Genomic DNA, 19,588 nt, shown 5'->3' with positions numbered 1-19,588 from the left:
TCCCGGGTGGCCTGCGTGCACACCACCAGCGCCGGACTCGCGTCGGCGAACATGAAAGCGATCCGATCCACCGGATACTCCGGATCCACCGGAACAAACCCCGCACCCGACTTCGCCACACCCAACAACACACCCGGCACCTCAACCGACCGAGGCAGCATCACCGCGACCAGATCACCACGACCCACCCCACGCGACCGCAACACCCCCGCCACCCGGCCAGACACCACATCCAACTCAGCGAACGTCAGGTCACCCTGCTCACCGATCAACGCCACCGCATCCGGCGACAACCGCACCTGAGCAGCAAACAAATCGGCCAACGACCCCACCGGAACCGGCCGCGACGTCGCATTCCACACCTCGACCAACCGCTGCCGCTCCGCGGAATCCACCACCGCGAGATCAGCGACTCGCGCCGACGGATCCGACGCCACCTGCTCCAGCACCCGAACCAGACGATCCGCCAACGCCTGCGCGGTCGCCTCGTCGAACAGGTCAACGGCATACACGAACGCGCCGATCAGACCCGCCGCCGCACCCGCCTCGTCCCGGCGCTCCGACAACGTCAGGGAGAGATCCACCCGGGCCGACATCTCACCGGTGCGCACTTCCCGCACGTCGGCACCGGGCAGGGTCCACTGCTCCGCCACACCGTTCTGGAGGGTCAGCATCACCTGGAACAGCGGGTGCCGGGCCAGCGATCGGACCGGGTTGAGATCCTCGACCAGGCGCTCGAACGGGAGTTCCTGGTTCGCGAAGGCGGCCAGGTCCGTCTCGCGCACCCGATCGAGCAGGTCGGTGAAGGTAGGGTCGCCGGACAGGTCGGTACGCAGCACCAGCGTATTGACGAAGAAACCGACCAGCTGCTCCACCGCGGCGTCACCACGACCAGCGACAACCGTACCGATCGGGATGTCGTTGCCCGCGCCCATCTTGGACAGCAGCACCGCCAGCGCCGCATGGACCACCATGAACACGGTCGAACCGTTCCGCTGCGCCAGCTCGACCAGCCGCGCATGCGTCCGCGCGTCGATGTCGACCCGTGCCGTGCCGCCCTTGAACGACGCCGCAGCCGGGCGCGGCCGGTCGGCCGGCAACACCAGCTCCTGCGGGGCACCCGACAGGCTCTCCCGCCAGTGATCCAGCTGGCCGGCGATCAGGCTCGACTCATCGTCCAGATCACCCAGAACCTCGCGCTGCCACAGCGCGTAATCGGCATACTGCACACCCAACGCGGTCCACGCGGGCGCCTGACCCTGGCGGCGAGCCACATAGGCCGTACGCAGATCATCGCTCAACAGGCCCATCGACCAGCCGTCGACCGCGATGTGATGCGCCACCAACGACAGCATGTACTCATCGCCGCCCAGCACCAGCAGACGCGCCCGCCACGGCAGGTCGATACTCAGGTCGAACCGGCGTGCGGCCTCCATGGCCAGCTCGGACTCGGCGTCGGCCTCGGTCACCTCGGTCACCAGCAGCGGCGGCCGCCCGGCGGCGCCCTCGAGGATCTGCTGGCACGCCACCCCGTTCACCTCGGGATAGATTGTCCGCAGCACCTCGTGCCGGGCCGCGACGTCACCGACCGCGGCCTCCAGCGCGGCCACGTCCAGATCACCGGAGATCCGGAAGGCCAACGGCAGGTTGTACGGCGTGACCGGCCCGTCCTGCGCGTTCTCCAGCTGGCTCACGAACCACATGCGCTGCTGGCCGTATGACAGCGGCACCAGCTCCGGACGCTCGCGCACACCCAGCGCCGCCCGTACCGGCTGCGCCGATCCTTCGATCTGCTGCGCCACCCCGGCGACGGCCGGTGCCGCGAACAGGGCCCGCACGCTGACCTCGGCGCCGAGCACGGCCCGTACCCGGGCGATCAGCCGCATCGCCGACAGCGAGTCACCACCGAGCTCGAAGAACGACACATCCGCCGGCACCGACTCGACCCCGAGGATCTCGGCGAACAGGCCGCAGAGGATCTCCTCGGTGGCGGTCTCCGGCGCGCGGCCGCCGGGCGTGCCGAGTTCCGGGGCGGGCAGCGCGGCCCGGTCCAGCTTCCCGTTGACGGTCAGCGGCAGCGCATCGATGGTCGTCAGAACCGGCAGCATGTAGTCGGGCAGCCGGTCGGCCGCGTACTCGCGTACCGCGTCGAGATCGAGGCTGCCGGAGGTAGCCACCAGGTAGGCGACCAGGCGTTTGTCTCCCGGCTGGTCCTCCCGGGCGATGACGGCGGCCTGGGCCACCCGCGGATGCGCGATGAGGATCGACTGCACCTCGGCGGGTTCGATCCGGAACCCGCGGATCTTGACCTGCTCGTCGGCGCGGCCGACGACCACCAGCTGGCCGTCGTGGGCCCAGTAGGCCACGTCACCGGTCCGGTACATCCGGGTCCCGGTCGAGGCGGAGCCGGTGAAGGGGCACGCCACGAACCGTTGCGCGGTCAGCCCGGACCGGCCCAGGTATCCCTGTGCCAGCTGTGCTCCGGCCAGGTACAGCTCGCCGGGGACGCCCACCGGCACCGGCTGCAGGAACTCGTCGAGCACGTACGTCTGGCCGTTCTCCAACGGCCGGCCGACCGGCACCACAGCGTCGGCCTCCGACAGCGGGTCGCTCAGCGTCACACACACCGTCGCCTCGGTGGGCCCGTACGCGTTCAGCATCCGGCGGCCCGGCGACCACCGCCGCACCAGCTCCGGCGGGCACACCTCACCCGCGACCGCCAGGGTCTCCACCGATGCGGGCACGTCGCCGGAGGCCGCCAGCACCGACGGGGGAACCGTCAGGTGCGTCACTCCGAAGCGGTCGGCCAGCGCCGCCAGCGACCCGAACGGCGGCAGCAGCTCACGTTCCACCACCACCAGGGCGGCGCCGGACGGCAGCGCGGTGCAGAGCTCGGCGAACGCCGCGTCGAAGCTCGGGGACGCGAACTGCAGCACCCGCGACTCCGGGCCGGCGGCGAACCGGGACACGTGGGAGGCGGCCAGGCTGCCGACGCCGCGGTGCGTGACCACGACACCCTTGGGCACACCGGTAGAGCCGGACGTGTAGATCACGTACGCGGGGTGTGCCGCCCGCAACGGCAGGACCCGGTCGGCGTCGGCCGGCGCGATCGTGGACCGCCCCGCCACCGCCTCGGCCACGCCCGGGTCGTCGATCACCAGGCAGTCCACCGGCGCGGCCGTGGCCCGCACCACCGGCTCGGTGGCGGACTCGCACAAGACCAGGCCCACACCCGCGTCGGCCAGCATGAAATCGATCCGGTGCACCGGGTACGACGGGTCCACCGGCACGTACGCCGCACCGGCCTTACCCACCGCCAGCAGCACCTTCACCAGTTCCGGGGAGCGCCGCAGCACCACACCGACCACGTCGCCCGGGCCCAGGCCACGGGCGATCAGCTCCCGGGCCAGCTGGGAGGACGACTCGGACAGCTCCCGGTACGACCAGGTGACACCCGCACCGAGCACGGCCGGGGCGTCGGGCGTACGGCCGGCCTGCGCCTCGAACAGGTCGGCGAGCGAACCGCCGGCCACCACCGCATCGGTGTCGTTCCAGTCCCGCACCACGCGGTTCCGCTCGCCGCCCAGGAACACGTCCAGCCGGCCCAGCCGTACCTCGGGGTCGGCGCCGACCCGGTCCAGCAGGCTCGCCAGCCGATCGACCAGGATCTCCACCGAGATGCCGTCGAACAGGTCGGTCGCGTAGAAGAGCCAGCCGCGGATCCCGGCCGGGCTGCCGTCCTCGTCCCGGTGCTCGGTGAGGTCCAGCGACAGGTCGACGTGCGCCGCGAGGGTTCCCGGCGACACCGGCTCGACGTCCGCCCCGTCCAGGCTCCACTGCTCGTGCGGCAGGTTCTGCATCGTCAGCATGACCTGGAAGAGCGGGTTGTGTGCCAGCGAGCGGTTCGGGTTCAGCTCCTCGACGAGGCGCTCGAAGGGCAGATCCTGGTTGGCGTACGCCGCCAGGTCGGTGTCCCGGACCCGGGCCAGCAGTTCGGTGAACGACGGGTCGCCCGACAGGTCGGTGCGCAGCACCAGGGAGTTGATGAAGAGGCCGGCCATCTTCTCCAGGGCCACGTCGCCGCGGCCGGCGACGACCGTACCGATCGGGATGTCGATGCCGGCGCCCATCCGGGACAGCAGCATGGCGAACGCGGCCTGCATCACCATGAAGACGGTGACCTGTTCCCGCTGGGCCAGCCGGACCAGCCGGGCATGCGTTTCGGGGTCGATCGTCACCTGGACCGTCTCGCCGCGCATCGACGCCTCCGGCGGGCGCGGCCGGTCGACGGGCAGCGTCAGCTCCTGCGGGGCACCCGCCAGGGCATCCCGCCAGTGCGCGAGCTGCCCGGCGATCAGGCTGGACCCGTCCTCCGGGTCGCCGAGGACCTCGCGCTGCCAGAGGGCGAAGTCGGCGTACTGCACGTCCAGGTCGGTCCAGGCGGGGGCCTCGCCGCTGCGGCGGGCCGCGTAGGCCGTGCGCAGGTCGCCGGTCAGCACTCCCATCGACCAGCCATCGCCGGCGATGTGGTGCACCACCAGGACCAGGACGTATTCGTCCGGCCCGATGACCAGCAACCGCGCCCGCCAGGGAAGATCGACGGTCACGTCGAAGCCGGTGGCCACCGTTTCCTCGACCCGGGCCGGCACCTCGCCGGCGGCGACCGGCACGATGCTCAGGCGTGGGCGGCTCGCGTCCCCGAACAGAATCCGCTGGCCCGCCACCCCGTCGATCTCCGGGTAGACGGTGCGCAGGATCTCGTGCCGGTCGGCGACGTCGGCCAGCGCCGTTTCGAGGGCGGCGATGTCCAGGTCGCCGGAGATCCGTACCGCCATCGGCATGTTGTAGGCGGCGCCGGCCCGTTCCAGCCGGTTCAGGAACCACATCCGCTGCTGGCCGTACGACAACGGCAGGGTCTCGGGACGACTTCGTACGCCGAGCGCAGCCCGTGCCGCACCGGCCGGGCGCGCGATCTGTTCGGCGATCTCGGCGGCGGTGGGGGTGGTGAACAGGCCCCGGACGCCGACCTCGGTCTCGAACACCGAACGGATCCGGGCGATCAACCGCATCGCCGACAGCGAATCACCACCGAGTTCGAAGAACGACACATCCGCCGGCACCGACTCCACACCGAGAATCTCCGCGAACAGGCCACACAGGATCTCCTCGGTCGCGGTCGCCGCGGCCCGGCCCGTGGTCGGCAGGTCCGGGGCTGGCAGGGCGGCCCGGTCGAGTTTGCCGTTGGCGTTCAGCGGCAGCGTGTCCAGCACGAGCAGCGTGGGCAGCATGTACTCCGGCAGCCGCTCGGCGGCGTACGCCCGCACCGCGGCCAGATCGATCAGATCCCCCGCCGCGACCAGATACCCGATCAGCTGGCTGTCACCGGCCACCACCGCGGCCTGCGCGACCTGAGGATGCTGCTCCAGCACCGCCTGGACCTCGGCGGGTTCGATCCGGAACCCACGGATCTTCACCTGCTCATCCGAACGACCCGCGAAATGCAGCAAACCCCCGCCATCCCAGCGGGCCAGATCACCACTGCGATACAACCGGCCACCGACACCCGACGGATCCGCCACAAACCGATGCGCCGTCAGATCCGGACGATCGACATACCCCTGCGCCAAGCCGAGACCACCGATATACACCTCACCGACCACACCCACCGGCACCGGCTGCAAAAACTCATCCAGCACCAGCACCCGGGCATTGCTGATCGGCCGGCCCATCGACGGACCCGCACCCGACACCGGCAGCGTCACCGGCGCCGCAGTCGTGATCACCGTCGCCTCGGTCGGACCATACGTATTCCACACCTGCGAACCCGCCGACCACCGCGACGCCAGACCCGCACTCAAAAACTCCGCACCCAACACCCACCGACGGATCCCCGCCACCTGCGCCGGATCCAACGCCGCCAACAACGACGGCACCACACTGGCCACCCGGACATCCGCATCCCGCACCAACCGCGACAACGCGGCCATATCCTGCCGCTGCTCGCCATCGGCGATCACCAGCGTGCCGCCAGCACCCAGCACCGTGACCACATCCAGCACCGAAGCGTCGAAACTAAACGACGCGAACTGCAACGCCGCCGTCCCCGCGGAAACGTCCAGCACCGGGGCCATCACCTGCGCCAGACTCGCGACACCCGCATGCGCCACCGCGACACCCTTCGGCACCCCGGTCGAACCCGACGTATAGATCACATACGCCAGATCACGGCCGTCAAGAACGACTGCGGGAACCTCGGCACCCAATTCCCAAGCGGGGTCCCAAGCCGACAGCACCAACGACGTGCCCGCGGCCATCAACTCCCGCCGCGCCACCGGAAGCTGCGGATCCAACGGCACAAACGCCGCACCCACCCGCCACACACCCAACAACGCCGCGACCATCTCCACACCACGCGGCAGACACAACCCCACCCGATCACCACGACCCACACCAGCAGACCGCAGTCCGGAAGCGACCCCTTGTGACCATTCGTCCAACTGCCCATACGTCAGCAACCGGCCACCACCGTCACGCACCGCAACCGCATCCGGGGTCTCCGCCACCCACCGAGCGATCATCAACGGCACCGAGTCGGCCGCCACCGGCACCGCGGTGTCGTTCCACTCCCGCGTCACCAAATCGCGCTCGGCACCGGTCAGCACATCGACCTGACTGAGCGTGAGCTGCGGATCCGCGGCCACCTGCGTCAGCACCGCGACCAGACGATCCGCCAGCGCCCGCACCGTCGACTCGTCGAAGACCGACGGCTGGTAGTTCAACCGGAACCGGAGCCCGTCACCGGTAACCATGGTCAGCGGGAAGTTGGTCGACTCGTGCAGGTCCGCGTCGATCAGTCGGATGGCGTCCACCGACGGCTGAGCATCCGGATCGCCGAGGTAGTTCTCGTACGCCATGAGCGTGTCGAAGGTGGCGCCCGGGCCCGCCAGCCGCTGGATCTCGGCGAGCCCGAGGTACTGGTGATCGAGCAGCGCGGTCTGTTCGTCCTGGAGAATCTGGAGCAGGGCGGCGACCGTCTGGCCCGGATCCAGGCGTACTCGTACCGGAACCGTGTTGATGAACAAACCGAGCATGCTCTCCATGCCAGGCAGGTCCGCCGGGCGCCCCGACACGGTCACGCCGAAGACCACGTCCCGGGTGCGCGCGAGCCGGCTGACGAGCAGCGCCCAGGCCGCTTGCACCACGGTGTTCATGGTGACGCCGAGACCGCGGGTGACGGCCTGGAGTCGCGCGCGCACCTCCGGGCTCACGCCGGCCTCCAGCGACGCCGACCAGGTGGCGGAGTCCCCGGTCCGGGCGGGTGCCACGAGGGTGGGCTCGGAGACTCCTTCCAGCGCCTCCCGCCAGGCCTCCCGCGCGGCTTCGGTGTCCTGCTCGGTGAGCCAAGCGAGATAGTTGTGGTACGGAACGACCGGCGGAAGCCCGGTGACCTGGCCGGCCGCCCCGTAGGCCGCCCACAGCTCCCGCATGAGGATCGAGATGGACCAGCCGTCCAGGAGAATGTGGTGCAGCGTGATCATCACCCGGTGCCGTGCCGGCCCCAGCTTGATGAGCACCACCCGCAGCAGCGGCGGCTTCGCCATGTCGAAACGGCGGCGCCGCTCCTCGACACCGATCCGGGCGGCCTCCTCCCGCGCCGCGTCCTCGGCCAGGTCCGAGAGGTCGACCTCCCGCCACGGCAGGGTCACGTTCCGGACGATCACCTGCACCGGCTCCGGCATACCGGTCAATTGGCGGAACGACGCGCGCAGGCCGGCGTGCCGGGCCAGCATCGCCTCCCACGACGTACGCAGCGTCGACGCGTCCAGCGGGCCGTCGAACGTCTGCACGATCTGCTCGACGTACGGGTCGATGCTCGCCTCGTCGAAGCTGGCGTGGAACAGCAGCCCCTGTTGCAGCGGCGACAACGGCCAGATGTTCTCAACCCGAGCCTGAGTCACTGGTTAACCCCTTCGTCTGAGAACGCGCCCTCGAGCTCGTCGATCTGGCGTTGATTGAGCTTGATCAGGGAAAAGTCGGACGGCGTGTGCCCGCCGCTGCCCGGCCGGGACACGTGCCGGGCCAGGCCGCCGAGGGCCGCCGCCCAGTCGTCGGCGAGCGAGCGGAGTGCCGCTTCGGTGACGACGAGCCGCGGCGCGGCGAGGACCAGGGTGAGTTCAGATCCGGCCGGCCGGTCCCGGACGAGAGCCAGCACTTCCAAGGCGTGTGCGGCCGGGATCGCACCCGAGGTGTCGGTGTACCCGTCGCCCTCCGAGGCCCGGTTCCAAGCCTGCCCGCCATCCGCGGCCTCGGCGAAACGGCCCAGGTAGTTGAAGCCGATGCGCGCGGCCGGCAGCCCGGCCAGGACCGGTGCCGTCTCGGGATCGAGATGTCGCAGGATGCCATAGCCGAGTCCGTCGCCGGGGATGGCCCGAAGCTCCTCCTTCGCCCGCTTCAGGATGCGGCCGGCGGCACCGCGCCCGGCGCGTACGTCGGCGAATTCCCCAGCGCGGGCCGAGAGGCGAACCGGATGCTGCTCGGTGAACCATCCGACCGTCCGCGACAGATCCATCGAGGCGGTGAGCGGCACCCGCCCGTGGCTCTCCAGGTCGATGAGGTAGTCGCGGGCGTCGGGCTGGCCCTGCCGCCGGCACCATGCACTGAGCGCGACGACCAGGGTGGCCAGCAGCACGTCGTCGACATCCGCGTGGAAGTTCGCCGGTACGGCCGTGAGGATCGTCGACGTCACGTCCGCCGGCAGGGTCGTGGTGACCTCGTGCACCGGGCCGTGCGCGGCGCCCGGTGCCAGTGCGGTCACCGGGTTGGTGTCGCTGACGACGCTGGTCCATCGCGCGAGTTCGGCGCGGCGATCCGCGCTGCCGGCCTGTGCCGCGAGGGATCGCGCCCAGTGCCGGAAGGACGCCGGCACGGTCTCCAGCTCGGCCCGCTCGCCGCCGGCCAGTGCCTCGTGCCAGGCAGCGAGGTCCGACAGCAGAACCCGCAGTGACACACCGTCCATGACCAGGTGGTGAAGGACCAGCAAAAGCCTGCCCGGTACGCCCGGAGCACAGTCGAACCAGACGAACTGCGCCATCACCCCGCCTCGCGGATCGAGCCGGGCCACCGCCTCAGCGGTCTGCTCCGGTAGCAGATCGGCCGGTGGCCCGGTGGTCGCGTCCACCCGCCGGATCCACTGCTCGACGTCGACCGTGCCGGGTTCGGGGACGGTGAGGCGGTCGGTGTGGAGGGTGGCGCGGAGCATGTCGTGGTGGTCGACGAGCGCCTGCAGTGAGGCGGTGAGGGTGCCGAGGTCGAGGCCGGCGGGGGTAACGACGACAGTGGACTGGTAGACCTGGCCGAGGTGGTCACCGGCCCGGTGCAGCAGTTCGTGCATGACCGGGGTGAGGGGGATGTCGCCGGTGCCGGGCTCGCCGGTGGTGGCGTGGTCTTCGGTGGTGGCGACGGTGGCCAGAGCGGCGGGTGTGCGGTGCTCGAAGATGTTGCGGGCGGTGATGGTCAGGCCGGCCCGGCGGGCGCGGGAGACCAGGAGCATGGACATGATGGAGTCGCCGCCGAGTTCGAAGAACGACGCGTCGGCGGGCACCGACTCGACCCCGAGGATCTCCGCGAACAGCTCGCACAGGATCTGCTCGGTCGCGGTCGCCGCGGCCCGGCCCGTGGTCGGCAGGTCCGGCGCCGGCAGGGCAGCCCGGTCCAGCTTCCCGTTAGCGTTCAGCGGCAGCGCGTCCAGCACGAGCAGCGTCGGCAGCATGTACTCCGGCAGCCGGCCGGCGGCGAACTCCCGCACCGCGGCCACGTCCAACTCGTTGCCGGCGGCGACCAGGTAGCCGATCAGCTGGTTGTCACGGGCGATCACGGCGGCCTGCGCGACCTGCGGATGCTGTTGCAGCACCGCCTGCACCTCGGCAGGTTCGATCCGGAACCCACGGATCTTCACCTGCTCATCCGAGCGACCGGCGAAGTGCAGCAACCCTTCACGGTCCCAGCGGGCCAGGTCACCACTGCGGTACAACCGGCCACCGACACCCGACGGATCCGCCACGAACCGATGCGCGGTCAAATCCGGACGGTTCACGTAGCCCCGGGCCAGGCCGAGACCACCGATATACACCTCGCCGACCACGCCCACCGGGACCGGCTGCAGGAACTCATCCAGCACCAGCACCCGAGCATTGCCGATCGGCCGGCCCATCGACGGACCCGCACCCGCCACCGGCAGCGTCACCGGCGCCGCAGTCGTGATCACCGTCGCCTCAGTCGGACCATACGAATTCCACACCTGCGAACCCGCCGACCACCGCGACGCCAGACCCGCACTCAAAAACTCCGCACCCAGCACCCATCGGCGGATCCCCGCCACCTGCGCCGGATCCAACGCCGCCAGCAACGACGGCACCACACTGGCCACCCGGACATCCGCATCCCGGACCAGCCGCGACAACGCGGCCATATCCTGCCGCTGCTCATCGTCAGCGATCACCAGCGTGCCGCCAGCACCGAGGACTGTGACCACGTCCAGCACCGAGGCGTCGAAACTGAACGACGCGAACTGCAACGCGGCAGTGCCTGCGGAAACGTCCAGGATCGGGGCCATCACCTGCGCCAGACTCGCGACACCCGCATGCGCCACCGCGACACCCTTCGGCGTCCCGGTCGACCCCGACGTGTAGATCACATACGCCAGATCACGGCCGTCAAGAGCAACCGGAGCGATACCGGCGCCGGTCTCCCAGACCGGATCCCACACCGACAGCACCAACGACGTACCCGCGGCCATCAACTCCCGCCGCGCCACCGGAAGCTGCGGGTCCAGCGGCACAAACGCCGCGCCGACTCGCCAGGCACCCAGCATCGCCGCGACCATCTCCACACCCCGCGGCAGACACAACCCGACCCGATTCCCCCGGTTCACACCCGCAGACCGTAGTCCGGAAGCGACCCCTTGTGACCATTCGTCCAACTGCCCATACGTCAACGACCGGCCACCACCGTCACGCACCGCAACCGCGTCCGGGGTCTCCCCGACCCAACGGGCGATCAGCTCCGGAACCGACACGGCCGATACCGGCACCGCGGTGTCGTTCCACTCCCGCGTCACCAACGCCCGTTCGACACTGGTCAGCACATCGACCTGACTGAGCGTGAGCTGCGGATCCGCGGCCACCTGCGTCAGCACCGCGACCAGACGGTCAGCCAAGGACTGCGCCGTGGACTCATCGAACAGGTCCGTGGCGTACAGGATCTCGGTCGTGAAGCCCGCCGGGCGGCCGTGCTCGTCATGGTGCTCGACCAGGATCACCGAGAAATCGAACTTCGCCGCGGCGTGGACCGGGTCGTGGTCCTCCGGCCGCACCAGCACACCCGGCAGACTCCAGCCGTCCTGGTTCTGAGGCAGGTTCTGCACCACGAACATGACCTGGAACAGCGGGTTGCGGGCCAGCGACCGCACCGGGCTCAGCTCGTCGACCAGCCGTTCGAACGGGACCTCCTGGTTGGCGTACGCCGCCAGATCCGTCTCCCGCACCCGGGCCAGCAGTTCGGTGAAGGTGGGATCGCCGGACAAGTCGGTACGCAGCACCAGCGTGTTGATGAAGAAACCGACCAGGTCGTTCAGTGCCGCGTCACCACGACCGGCCACCGACGTGCCCAGCGGGATGTCGATGCCCGCGCCCATCCGCGACAACAACACCGCCAGCGCCGCGTGCGCCACCATGAACACCGTCGAGCCGCTCCGCTGCGCCAGCTCGACCAACCGCGCATGCGTCTCCGCGCCGGCTCGCACGTTGACCGTGGCGCCCCGCATCGAAGCCACCGCCGGGCGCGGCCGGTCGGTCGGCAACACCAGCTCCTGCGGGGCACCGGACAGGGTCTCCCGCCAAAAGGCGAGCTGCTCGGCGATCAGGCTCGACTCGTCATCGAGGTCGCCGAGGACCTCGCGCTGCCACAGGGCGTAATCGGCGTACTGCACGTCCAGACTGCTCCAGGCCGGGACCTGACCCTGACGGCGGGCCGTATAAGCCGCCCGCAGATCCCGGGTCAGCACACCCATCGACCAACCGTCCAACGCAATGTGATGCGCCACGATCGCCAGCACGAACTCGCCGGCCTCCGTCACCAGCAGACGCGCCCGCCACGGCAGCTCGACCCCGAGATCAAAACCTTGTTCCAGGTACGCCGTGAGCTCCGCCGTCACGTCACTCCCGGCCACCTGGGTGACCTGCAACGACGGCCGCCCCGCGGCACCCTCCACAATCCTCTGGTACGCGGCCCCATCCACCTCGGGATAGATCGTCCGCAGCACCTCATGCCGGTCCGCGACATCACCCAGCGCCGCTTCCAGCGCGGCCACGTCCAGGTCACCGGAGATCCGCAGCACGATCGGCATGTTGTAGGCCACGCTCTGACCGGCGTCCTCGATCCGGTTCAGGAACCACATCCGCTGCTGGCCGTACGACAACGGCAGCGAGTCAGGCCGTGGGCGGGCCTCCAGCGCCGGGCGGGCCGCGCCCTCCGAGCCGTGGACGAGTTCGGCGACCCCCGCCACCGTCGGATGGGTGAACAGGCCACGGACGTTGATGTCGGTCTCGAACACCGCGCGGATCCGGGCGATCAACCGCATCGCCGACAGCGAATCGCCGCCCAGCTCGAAGAACGGCACGTCGACCGGCACCGACGGCACACCGAGAATCTCGGCGAACAGGCCGCACAACAGTTCCTCGGTGGCGGTCTCCGCGGCCCGGCCACCGGGCGGGCCGAAGTCCGGTGCCGGCAGCGCGGCCCGGTCCAGCTTCCCGTTCGCGGTCACCGGCAACACATCCAGGAGGATCAACGTCGGCAGCGCGTACTCCGGCAGCCGCTGGGCCGCGAACTCGCGCACCGCCGGCACCTCCAGCACGTCCCCGTCGGCGACCAGGTACGCAACCAGCCGCTTGTCGCCGGGCCGGTCCTCCCGGGCGATCACCGCCGCCTGCGACACCCGCGGATGCGCGGTGAGGACGGCCTGGATCTCGGCGGGTTCGATCCGGAACCCGCGAATCTTCACCTGCTCGTCAGCCCGGCCCGCGAAGTACAGCCGCCCGGCCGTGTCCCACCGGGCCAGGTCACCCGTGCGGTACATACGCTCGCCCGTACCCAACGGGCACGCCACGAAGCGGCCCGCGGTCAGACCGGCGTCGTCGGCGTACCCGCGGGCGAGTCCCGAGCCCGAGATGTACAACTCACCCAGCACACCCACCGGCGCCGGCATCAGGAACTCGTCCAGCACGAAGACCCTGGTGTTGTCCCGTGGCCCGCCGATGGGCAGCACACCGGGCACCTCCGCGCCCGGCTCGATCGCGTGCGCCGTCGCGCACAGGGTCGCCTCGGTCGGCCCGTACAGATGCGTCACCCGCAGACCCGGCTCGGCCGCCATCACCCGGCTCACCGCACCGACGGGCACCACGTCGCCGCCGGTCAGCACCTCGCCGAGCCCGCCGAAGCAGTCCGGTGACACGTCGGCCAGGACGCCGAACATGCCGGCCGTGACGTGCACCGCCGTCAATTCGTGCGTACGCACCAGCCCGGCCAGTGTTTCCGCGTCCATCCGGCTCGGCTCCGCCACCACCACCCGGCCGCCGCTGACCAGCGGAACCCACAGCTCGTAGATCGACGCGTCGAACGCGTGCGGCGCGTGCAGCAGCACCCGCCCACGCGCCGCCGCGCTCCAGCACGAGTCCTGCACCAGCGCCGCCACCGAGCCGTGGCTGATCTCCACGCCCTTCGGCGTCCCCGTGGAACCGGACGTGTACATGACATACGCCAGGTCGGCCGCCGCCGGCCGTACCACCGGCCCGTCCGGCCCGGTCAGCAACGTCTCCACCGCGACCACGTCGATGCCCGGCAGGTCCCGGTCGCCGACCACCAGATCGGTCCGGCGCAGCACGAACTCGGCGCGCGCCAACGGCCACTGCGGGTCGACCGGAACGTAGGCCGCCCCGGACCGCCACACCCCCAGCAGGATCGGGAGCAGGTCAACGGACCGTTCCATCACCAGACCGATCCGCTGCCCCCGGGTCACACCGTGCGCCGCCAGCGCACCGGCCACCCGGGTGCTGGCCTGCCACAACTGCCGATAGGTCAGGCTGCCGGCCGAGCCGGTCACCGCGATCTCGTCGGGCACCTCCGCCACCCGCGCCGCGATCGACTCCACCGCGGATCGCTCCGGTACCGGCCGTGCTGTGTCGTTCCAGGCCTCCACCACGAGGGCCCGCTGGTCACCGGTCACGTCCACCCGGCTGAGTGGGACCCGCGCATCCACGGCCACCTGCCGCAGCACGGACGTCAGCCGCTCCGCGAGCAGCAGCACGGTGGACTCGTCGAACAGGTCCTTGGCGTAGCGGATCCGCCCGGTGAGCCCGGCCGGCTCGCCCGCCTCGTCACGGCACTCACTCAGCTCGAAGGAGAGGTCGACCCGGGCCGCGGCCTCGGCGAGCGGGACCGGCTCCAGATGCGTACCGGGCAGGCTCATCTCGCTCTGCGCCGCATTCTCCAGAGTGCACATGATCTGGAAGAGCGGGTTGAGCGCCAGGGACCGGGCCGGGTTGAGTTCCTCGACGAGTCGCTCGAACGGGACGTCCTGGTTGGCGTACGCCGCCAGGTCGGTCTCGCACACCCGGTCGAGGACCTCGGCGAACGTCGGGTTGCCGGACAGGTCGGTACGCAGCACCAGGGTGTTGACGAAAAAGCCGAGCAGGTCCTCCAGCACCGCGTCGCCGCGCCCGGCCACCACCGAGCCGATCGAGATGTCGCTGCCCGCACCCATCCTCGTGAGCAGTACCGCGACGGCCGCGTGCACCACCATGAACAGCGTGGCATTCCGGCTCTGACCCAGTTCCAGCAGGTCGGCGTGGGTCTGCGCGTCGAGGCGTACGGGTACGGAGCCGCCGCGGAACGTGGCAACCGCCGGGCGCGGCCGGTCGGTGAGCAGCGTCAGCTCTTGCGGTACGCCGGCCAGCGCCTTCCGCCAATAGCGCAGCTGCCCGGCGGCCAGGCTCGACTCGTCGTCGAGGTGGCCCAGGACGTCACGCTGCCAGAGGGCGTAGTCGGCGTACTGCACACCCAGGTCGGTCCAGGCGGGTGCCTGGCCCTGACGGCGGGCCGTGTACGCCGCCCGCAGGTCGCGCCTCAGCACGCCGATCGACCAGCCGTCGAGCGCGATGTGGTGCGCCACGATCGCCAGTACGAACTCACCCGGCGCCAGCACGAACAGACGGACCCGCCACGGCAGCTCGGTGCTGAGGTCGAACCGGCGATCGACGAACGCCGCCGGTTCACCGTCGCTGATCGGTACGGCCGAGAACGGTGGACGAGCCGCCTCGCCCCGCAGGATCTGCTGGAAGGCGATCCCGTCGTTCTCCGGGTAGACGGTCCGCAGGATCTCGTGGCGCTCCGCGACATCACCCAACGCAGCCTCGAGCGCGGCCACGTCCAGGTCACCGGAGATCCGCAGCGCCATCGGCATGTTGTAGACGCCGCCCTGGCCGGTGTCCTCGATCCGGTTCAGGAACCACATCCGCTGCTGGCCATAGGAGAGCGGCAGCAACTGCGGACGCTCCCGCGCCATCAACGCGATCCGGGTCTCCACCACGGCCGATGCACTGACCAGACCAGCGACCTCAACCGCCGACGGAGCGGTGAACAACTCCCCGATACTCAACTCCGCGTCGAACACCCGCCGGATCCGGGCAATCAACCGCATCGCCGACAGCGAATCACCACCGAGCTCGAAGAACGACACATCCGCCGGCACCGACTCCACACCGAGAATCTCCGCAAACAGGCCACACAGAATCTCCTCCGCAGCGGTCGCGGCGGCCCGGCCCGTGGTCGGCAGGTCCGGGGCCGGCAGGGCAGCCCGGTCCAGCTTCCCGTTGGCGTTCAGCGGCAACGTGTCCAACACGGTCAGCAGGGTGGGCAGCATGTAATCCGGCAACCGCCCGGCAGCAAACTCCCGCACCGCGGCCAGATCGATCAGATCCCCCGCCGCGACCAGATACCCGATCAACTGGCTGTCACGAGCCACCACAGCGGCCTGCACGACCTGCGGATACTGCTCCAGCACCGCCTGCACCTCAGCAGGCTCGATCCGGAACCCACGCACCTTGACCTGCTCATCAGCGCGCCCAGCGAACACCAACTCACCGCTGGCAGCCCACTTCACCCGGTCACCCGTGCGATACAACCGGCCCCCACCAAACGGATCAGCCACAAACCGCTGCGCCGTCAACCCCGGCCGACCCACATAACCACGCGCCACACCCGGCCCCGACACATACAACTCACCAACCACACCAACCGGGACAGGCTGCAGAAAATCATTCAAGACATAGACGCGTACGTTCGAAATCGGGCCACCGATCGGCACGCCATCCGTCAACGGGTCACTCATCGTCGCGCACACCGTGGTCTCCGTCGGACCATACGCATTAATCAACCGACGACCCGGCCACCGCTGCACCAACCCCGGCGGACACACCTCACCCGCCACCACCAACGTCTCCACACACGACGGCAACTCCGGCACCGACGCCAACACCGACGGCGGCACCGTCACATGCGTAACCCCGAACCGCTCACACACCTCCGGCAACGGCCGCTGCGGCGGCAACCATCCCGCCGGGACGACAACCAGCCCGGCACCGGACAGCAGCGCCACACACAACTCCGACACCGACGCGTCAAAACTCCACGACGCCAACTGCAACACCCGCGAACCCGCCGACACAGCAAACCGCTCAGCCTGCGCCGCCACCAGATTCCCCAGACCGCGATGGGTGACCGCCACACCCTTCGGCCGGCCCGTCGACCCCGACGTATAGATCACATAGGCCACGTCATCGACACTCACCGGCACCGACACCCGCTCGACGGGAGCGGCCAGCAGGTCCTCCAACAGCACAAACCCGACACCGGACGGAACCAGATCCCGAGTGGCCTCCGTGCACACCACCAGGACCGGGCCCGCGTCGGCGAACATGAAGGCGATCCGATCCACCGGATACTGCGGATCCACCGGAACAAACCCCGCACCGGACTTCGCCACACCCAACAACACACCCGGCACCTCAACCGACCGAGGCAGCATCACCGCAACGAGATCACCCCGGCCCACCCCACGAGCCCGCAACACCCCCGCTACCCGGCCGGACACCACATCCAACTCACGGAATGTCAGGTCACCCTGCTCACCGATCAACGCCACCGCATCCGGCGACAACCGCACCTGAACAGCAAACAAATCGGCCAACGACCCCACCGGAACCGGCCGCGACGTCGCATTCCACACCTCGAGAAGCCGTTCACGCTCCGCCAGGCCCAACACCGCGAGATCAGCGACCCGCACCGACGGATCCCCCGCCACCTGCTCCAACGCCCGAACCAGACGATCCGCCAACGCCTGCGCGGTCGCCTCGTCGAACAGGTCAACGGCATACACCAGCGCACCTGAGAGACCCGCCGCCGCACCCGCCGCGTCCCGGCGCTCCGACAGGAACAGCGACAGGTCCATACGGGATGTCGTCATGGTCGGCTCTACCGAACGGATCTCCAGTCCCGGTAGGCTCCACCGCTCCGGCGGCATGTTCCGCAGCGTGAGCATCACCTGGCACAGCGGGTGCCGGGCCATCGACCGGACCGGGTTGAGTTCCTCCACCAGACGGTCGAACGGCACCTCCTGGTTGGCGTAGGCCGCCAGATCCGTCTCGCGCACCCGCTCCAGCAGCTCGGCGAACGACGGATCACCCGACAGGTCGGTACGCAGCACCAGCGTGTTGACGAAGAAGCCGACCAGTTCCTCCAGAGCCACGTCGTCGCGGCCGGCGACCGCCGTACCGATCGCGATGTCCTCGCCCGCGCCCATCTTGGACAGCAGCACCGCCAGCGCCGCATGCACCACCATGAAGAGCGTGGCGTTCCGGTCCCGGCCCAGAGCCAGCAGTCGTGCGTGGGTGTCCGCGCCGAGGGTCAGTGGAATTGCGCCTCCCCGGAACGATGCGATCATCGGGCGGCGCCGGTCGGCCGGGAGTTCAAGCTCCAGCGGAACACCCGCCAGTTTCTGTCGCCAGTACGCCAGCTGCCCGGCGATCAGGCTCGACTCGTCGGCCGGGTCGCCGAGGATCTCCCGCTGCCACAACGCGTAGTCGCTGTGCCGCACCGGCAGATCCGCCCAGTCCGGAACGCTGCCGTTGCGCCGGGCCGCATACGCCACCCGGATGTCCGTACTCAGGATTCCCATCGACCAGCCGTCCACGGCGATGTGATGCGCCACGATCGCCAGCACGAACTCATCCGGGCCCAGCACCAGCAGACGCGCCCGCCAGGGCAGGCCGGCGCCCAGATCGAACCGGCGGCCGTCCTCCTCGGCCAACGCCGGCTCGAGACCGGCCTCGGTCACCTCGGTCACCGGCAGTCCCGGATGACCGGCCGTGCCTTGGACGATCCGGTGCTCGGGCACGCCGTCGTTCTCGACGTAGACGGTGCGAAGGCTCTCGTGCCGGTCCGCGACGTCGCCGAGCGCCGCTTCCAGAGCGGTGATGTCGAGATCACCACGGATGTGCAGGTGCAGAGGGAGGTTGTAGGGCGACTCGTCGCCGTGCTGTGAACTCTCGATCTGGCTGGCGAACCACATGCGCCGCTGCGCGAACGACAGGGGAACGGTCTCCGGCCGTGGTTTCGCGGTCAACGCTGCCCGGGTTCTCCCGGCTCCGCGCATGATCTGCACGGCGGCACCGAGCACGGTGGGATCGGCGAAGAACTCCCGGACGGTCAATCCGGCGCCGAGGACCACACGGATCCGGGCGACCAGGCGCATCGCGAGAAGTGAGTCGCCACCCAGGTCGAGGAAGGAGTCCTCAGTGCCGACCCGGTCCAGGTCGAGCACCTCACCGAAGAGCCGGCAGAGCTGCTCCTCCAACGGTGTCTCGGGGCCGCGGTCGCCCACCATCGAAGCGAGGTCGGGGGCGGGCAGCGCGGCCCGGTCCAGCTTCCCGTTGATGGTCAGCGGTAGCCGATCGAGGGTTACCAGCAGTGGAATCATGTAGTCCGGCAGCCGCCCGGCAGCAAACTCCCGCACCGCGGCCAGATCGATCAGATCCCCCGCCGCGACCAGATACCCGATCAGCTGGTTGTCACGGGCGATCACGGCGGCCTGCGCGACCTGCGGATACTGTTGCAGCACCGCCTGCACCTCGGCGGGTTCGATCCGGAACCCACGGATCTTCACCTGCTCGTCCGAGCGACCGGCGAAGTGCAGCAAACCCCCGCCATCCCAGCGGGCCAGATCACCACTGCGATACAACCGGCCACCGACACCCGACGGATCCGCCACAAACCGATGCGCCGTCAGATCCGGACGATCGACATACCCCTGCGCCAGCCCGAGACCACCGATATACACCTCACCGACCACACCCACCGGCACCGGCTGCAGGAACTCATCGAGCACCAGCACCCGGGCATTGCCGATCGGCCGGCCCATCGACGGACCCGCACCCGACACCGGCAGCATCACCGGCGCCGCAGTCGTGATCACCGT

At 69.8% G+C, this 19,588-nt stretch carries 2 protein-coding genes; both read right to left on the bottom strand.

Annotated features, from left to right (window positions below):
* Nucleotides 1–7,958, bottom strand: a 7,958-nt coding sequence (locus tag CHC09_RS44290) for a non-ribosomal peptide synthetase (protein WP_143232942.1), incomplete at its 3' end; no start/stop codon positions are given.
* Nucleotides 7,955–19,531, bottom strand: a complete 11,577-nt coding sequence (locus CHC09_RS44285; RefSeq protein WP_218827193.1) for a non-ribosomal peptide synthetase — start codon at nt 19,529–19,531, stop codon at nt 7,955–7,957. The genes CHC09_RS44290 and CHC09_RS44285, both read right to left, overlap by 4 nt.
* Between the last annotated feature and the right edge of the window lie 57 nt (nt 19,532–19,588).

This window comes from Actinoplanes regularis (genome assembly GCF_900188005.1).
Taxonomy (GTDB): domain Bacteria; phylum Actinomycetota; class Actinomycetes; order Mycobacteriales; family Micromonosporaceae; genus Actinoplanes; species Actinoplanes regularis.
Note: the sequence above shows the minus strand (reverse complement) of the source record. Positions and strands in the feature narration are given on the sequence as shown.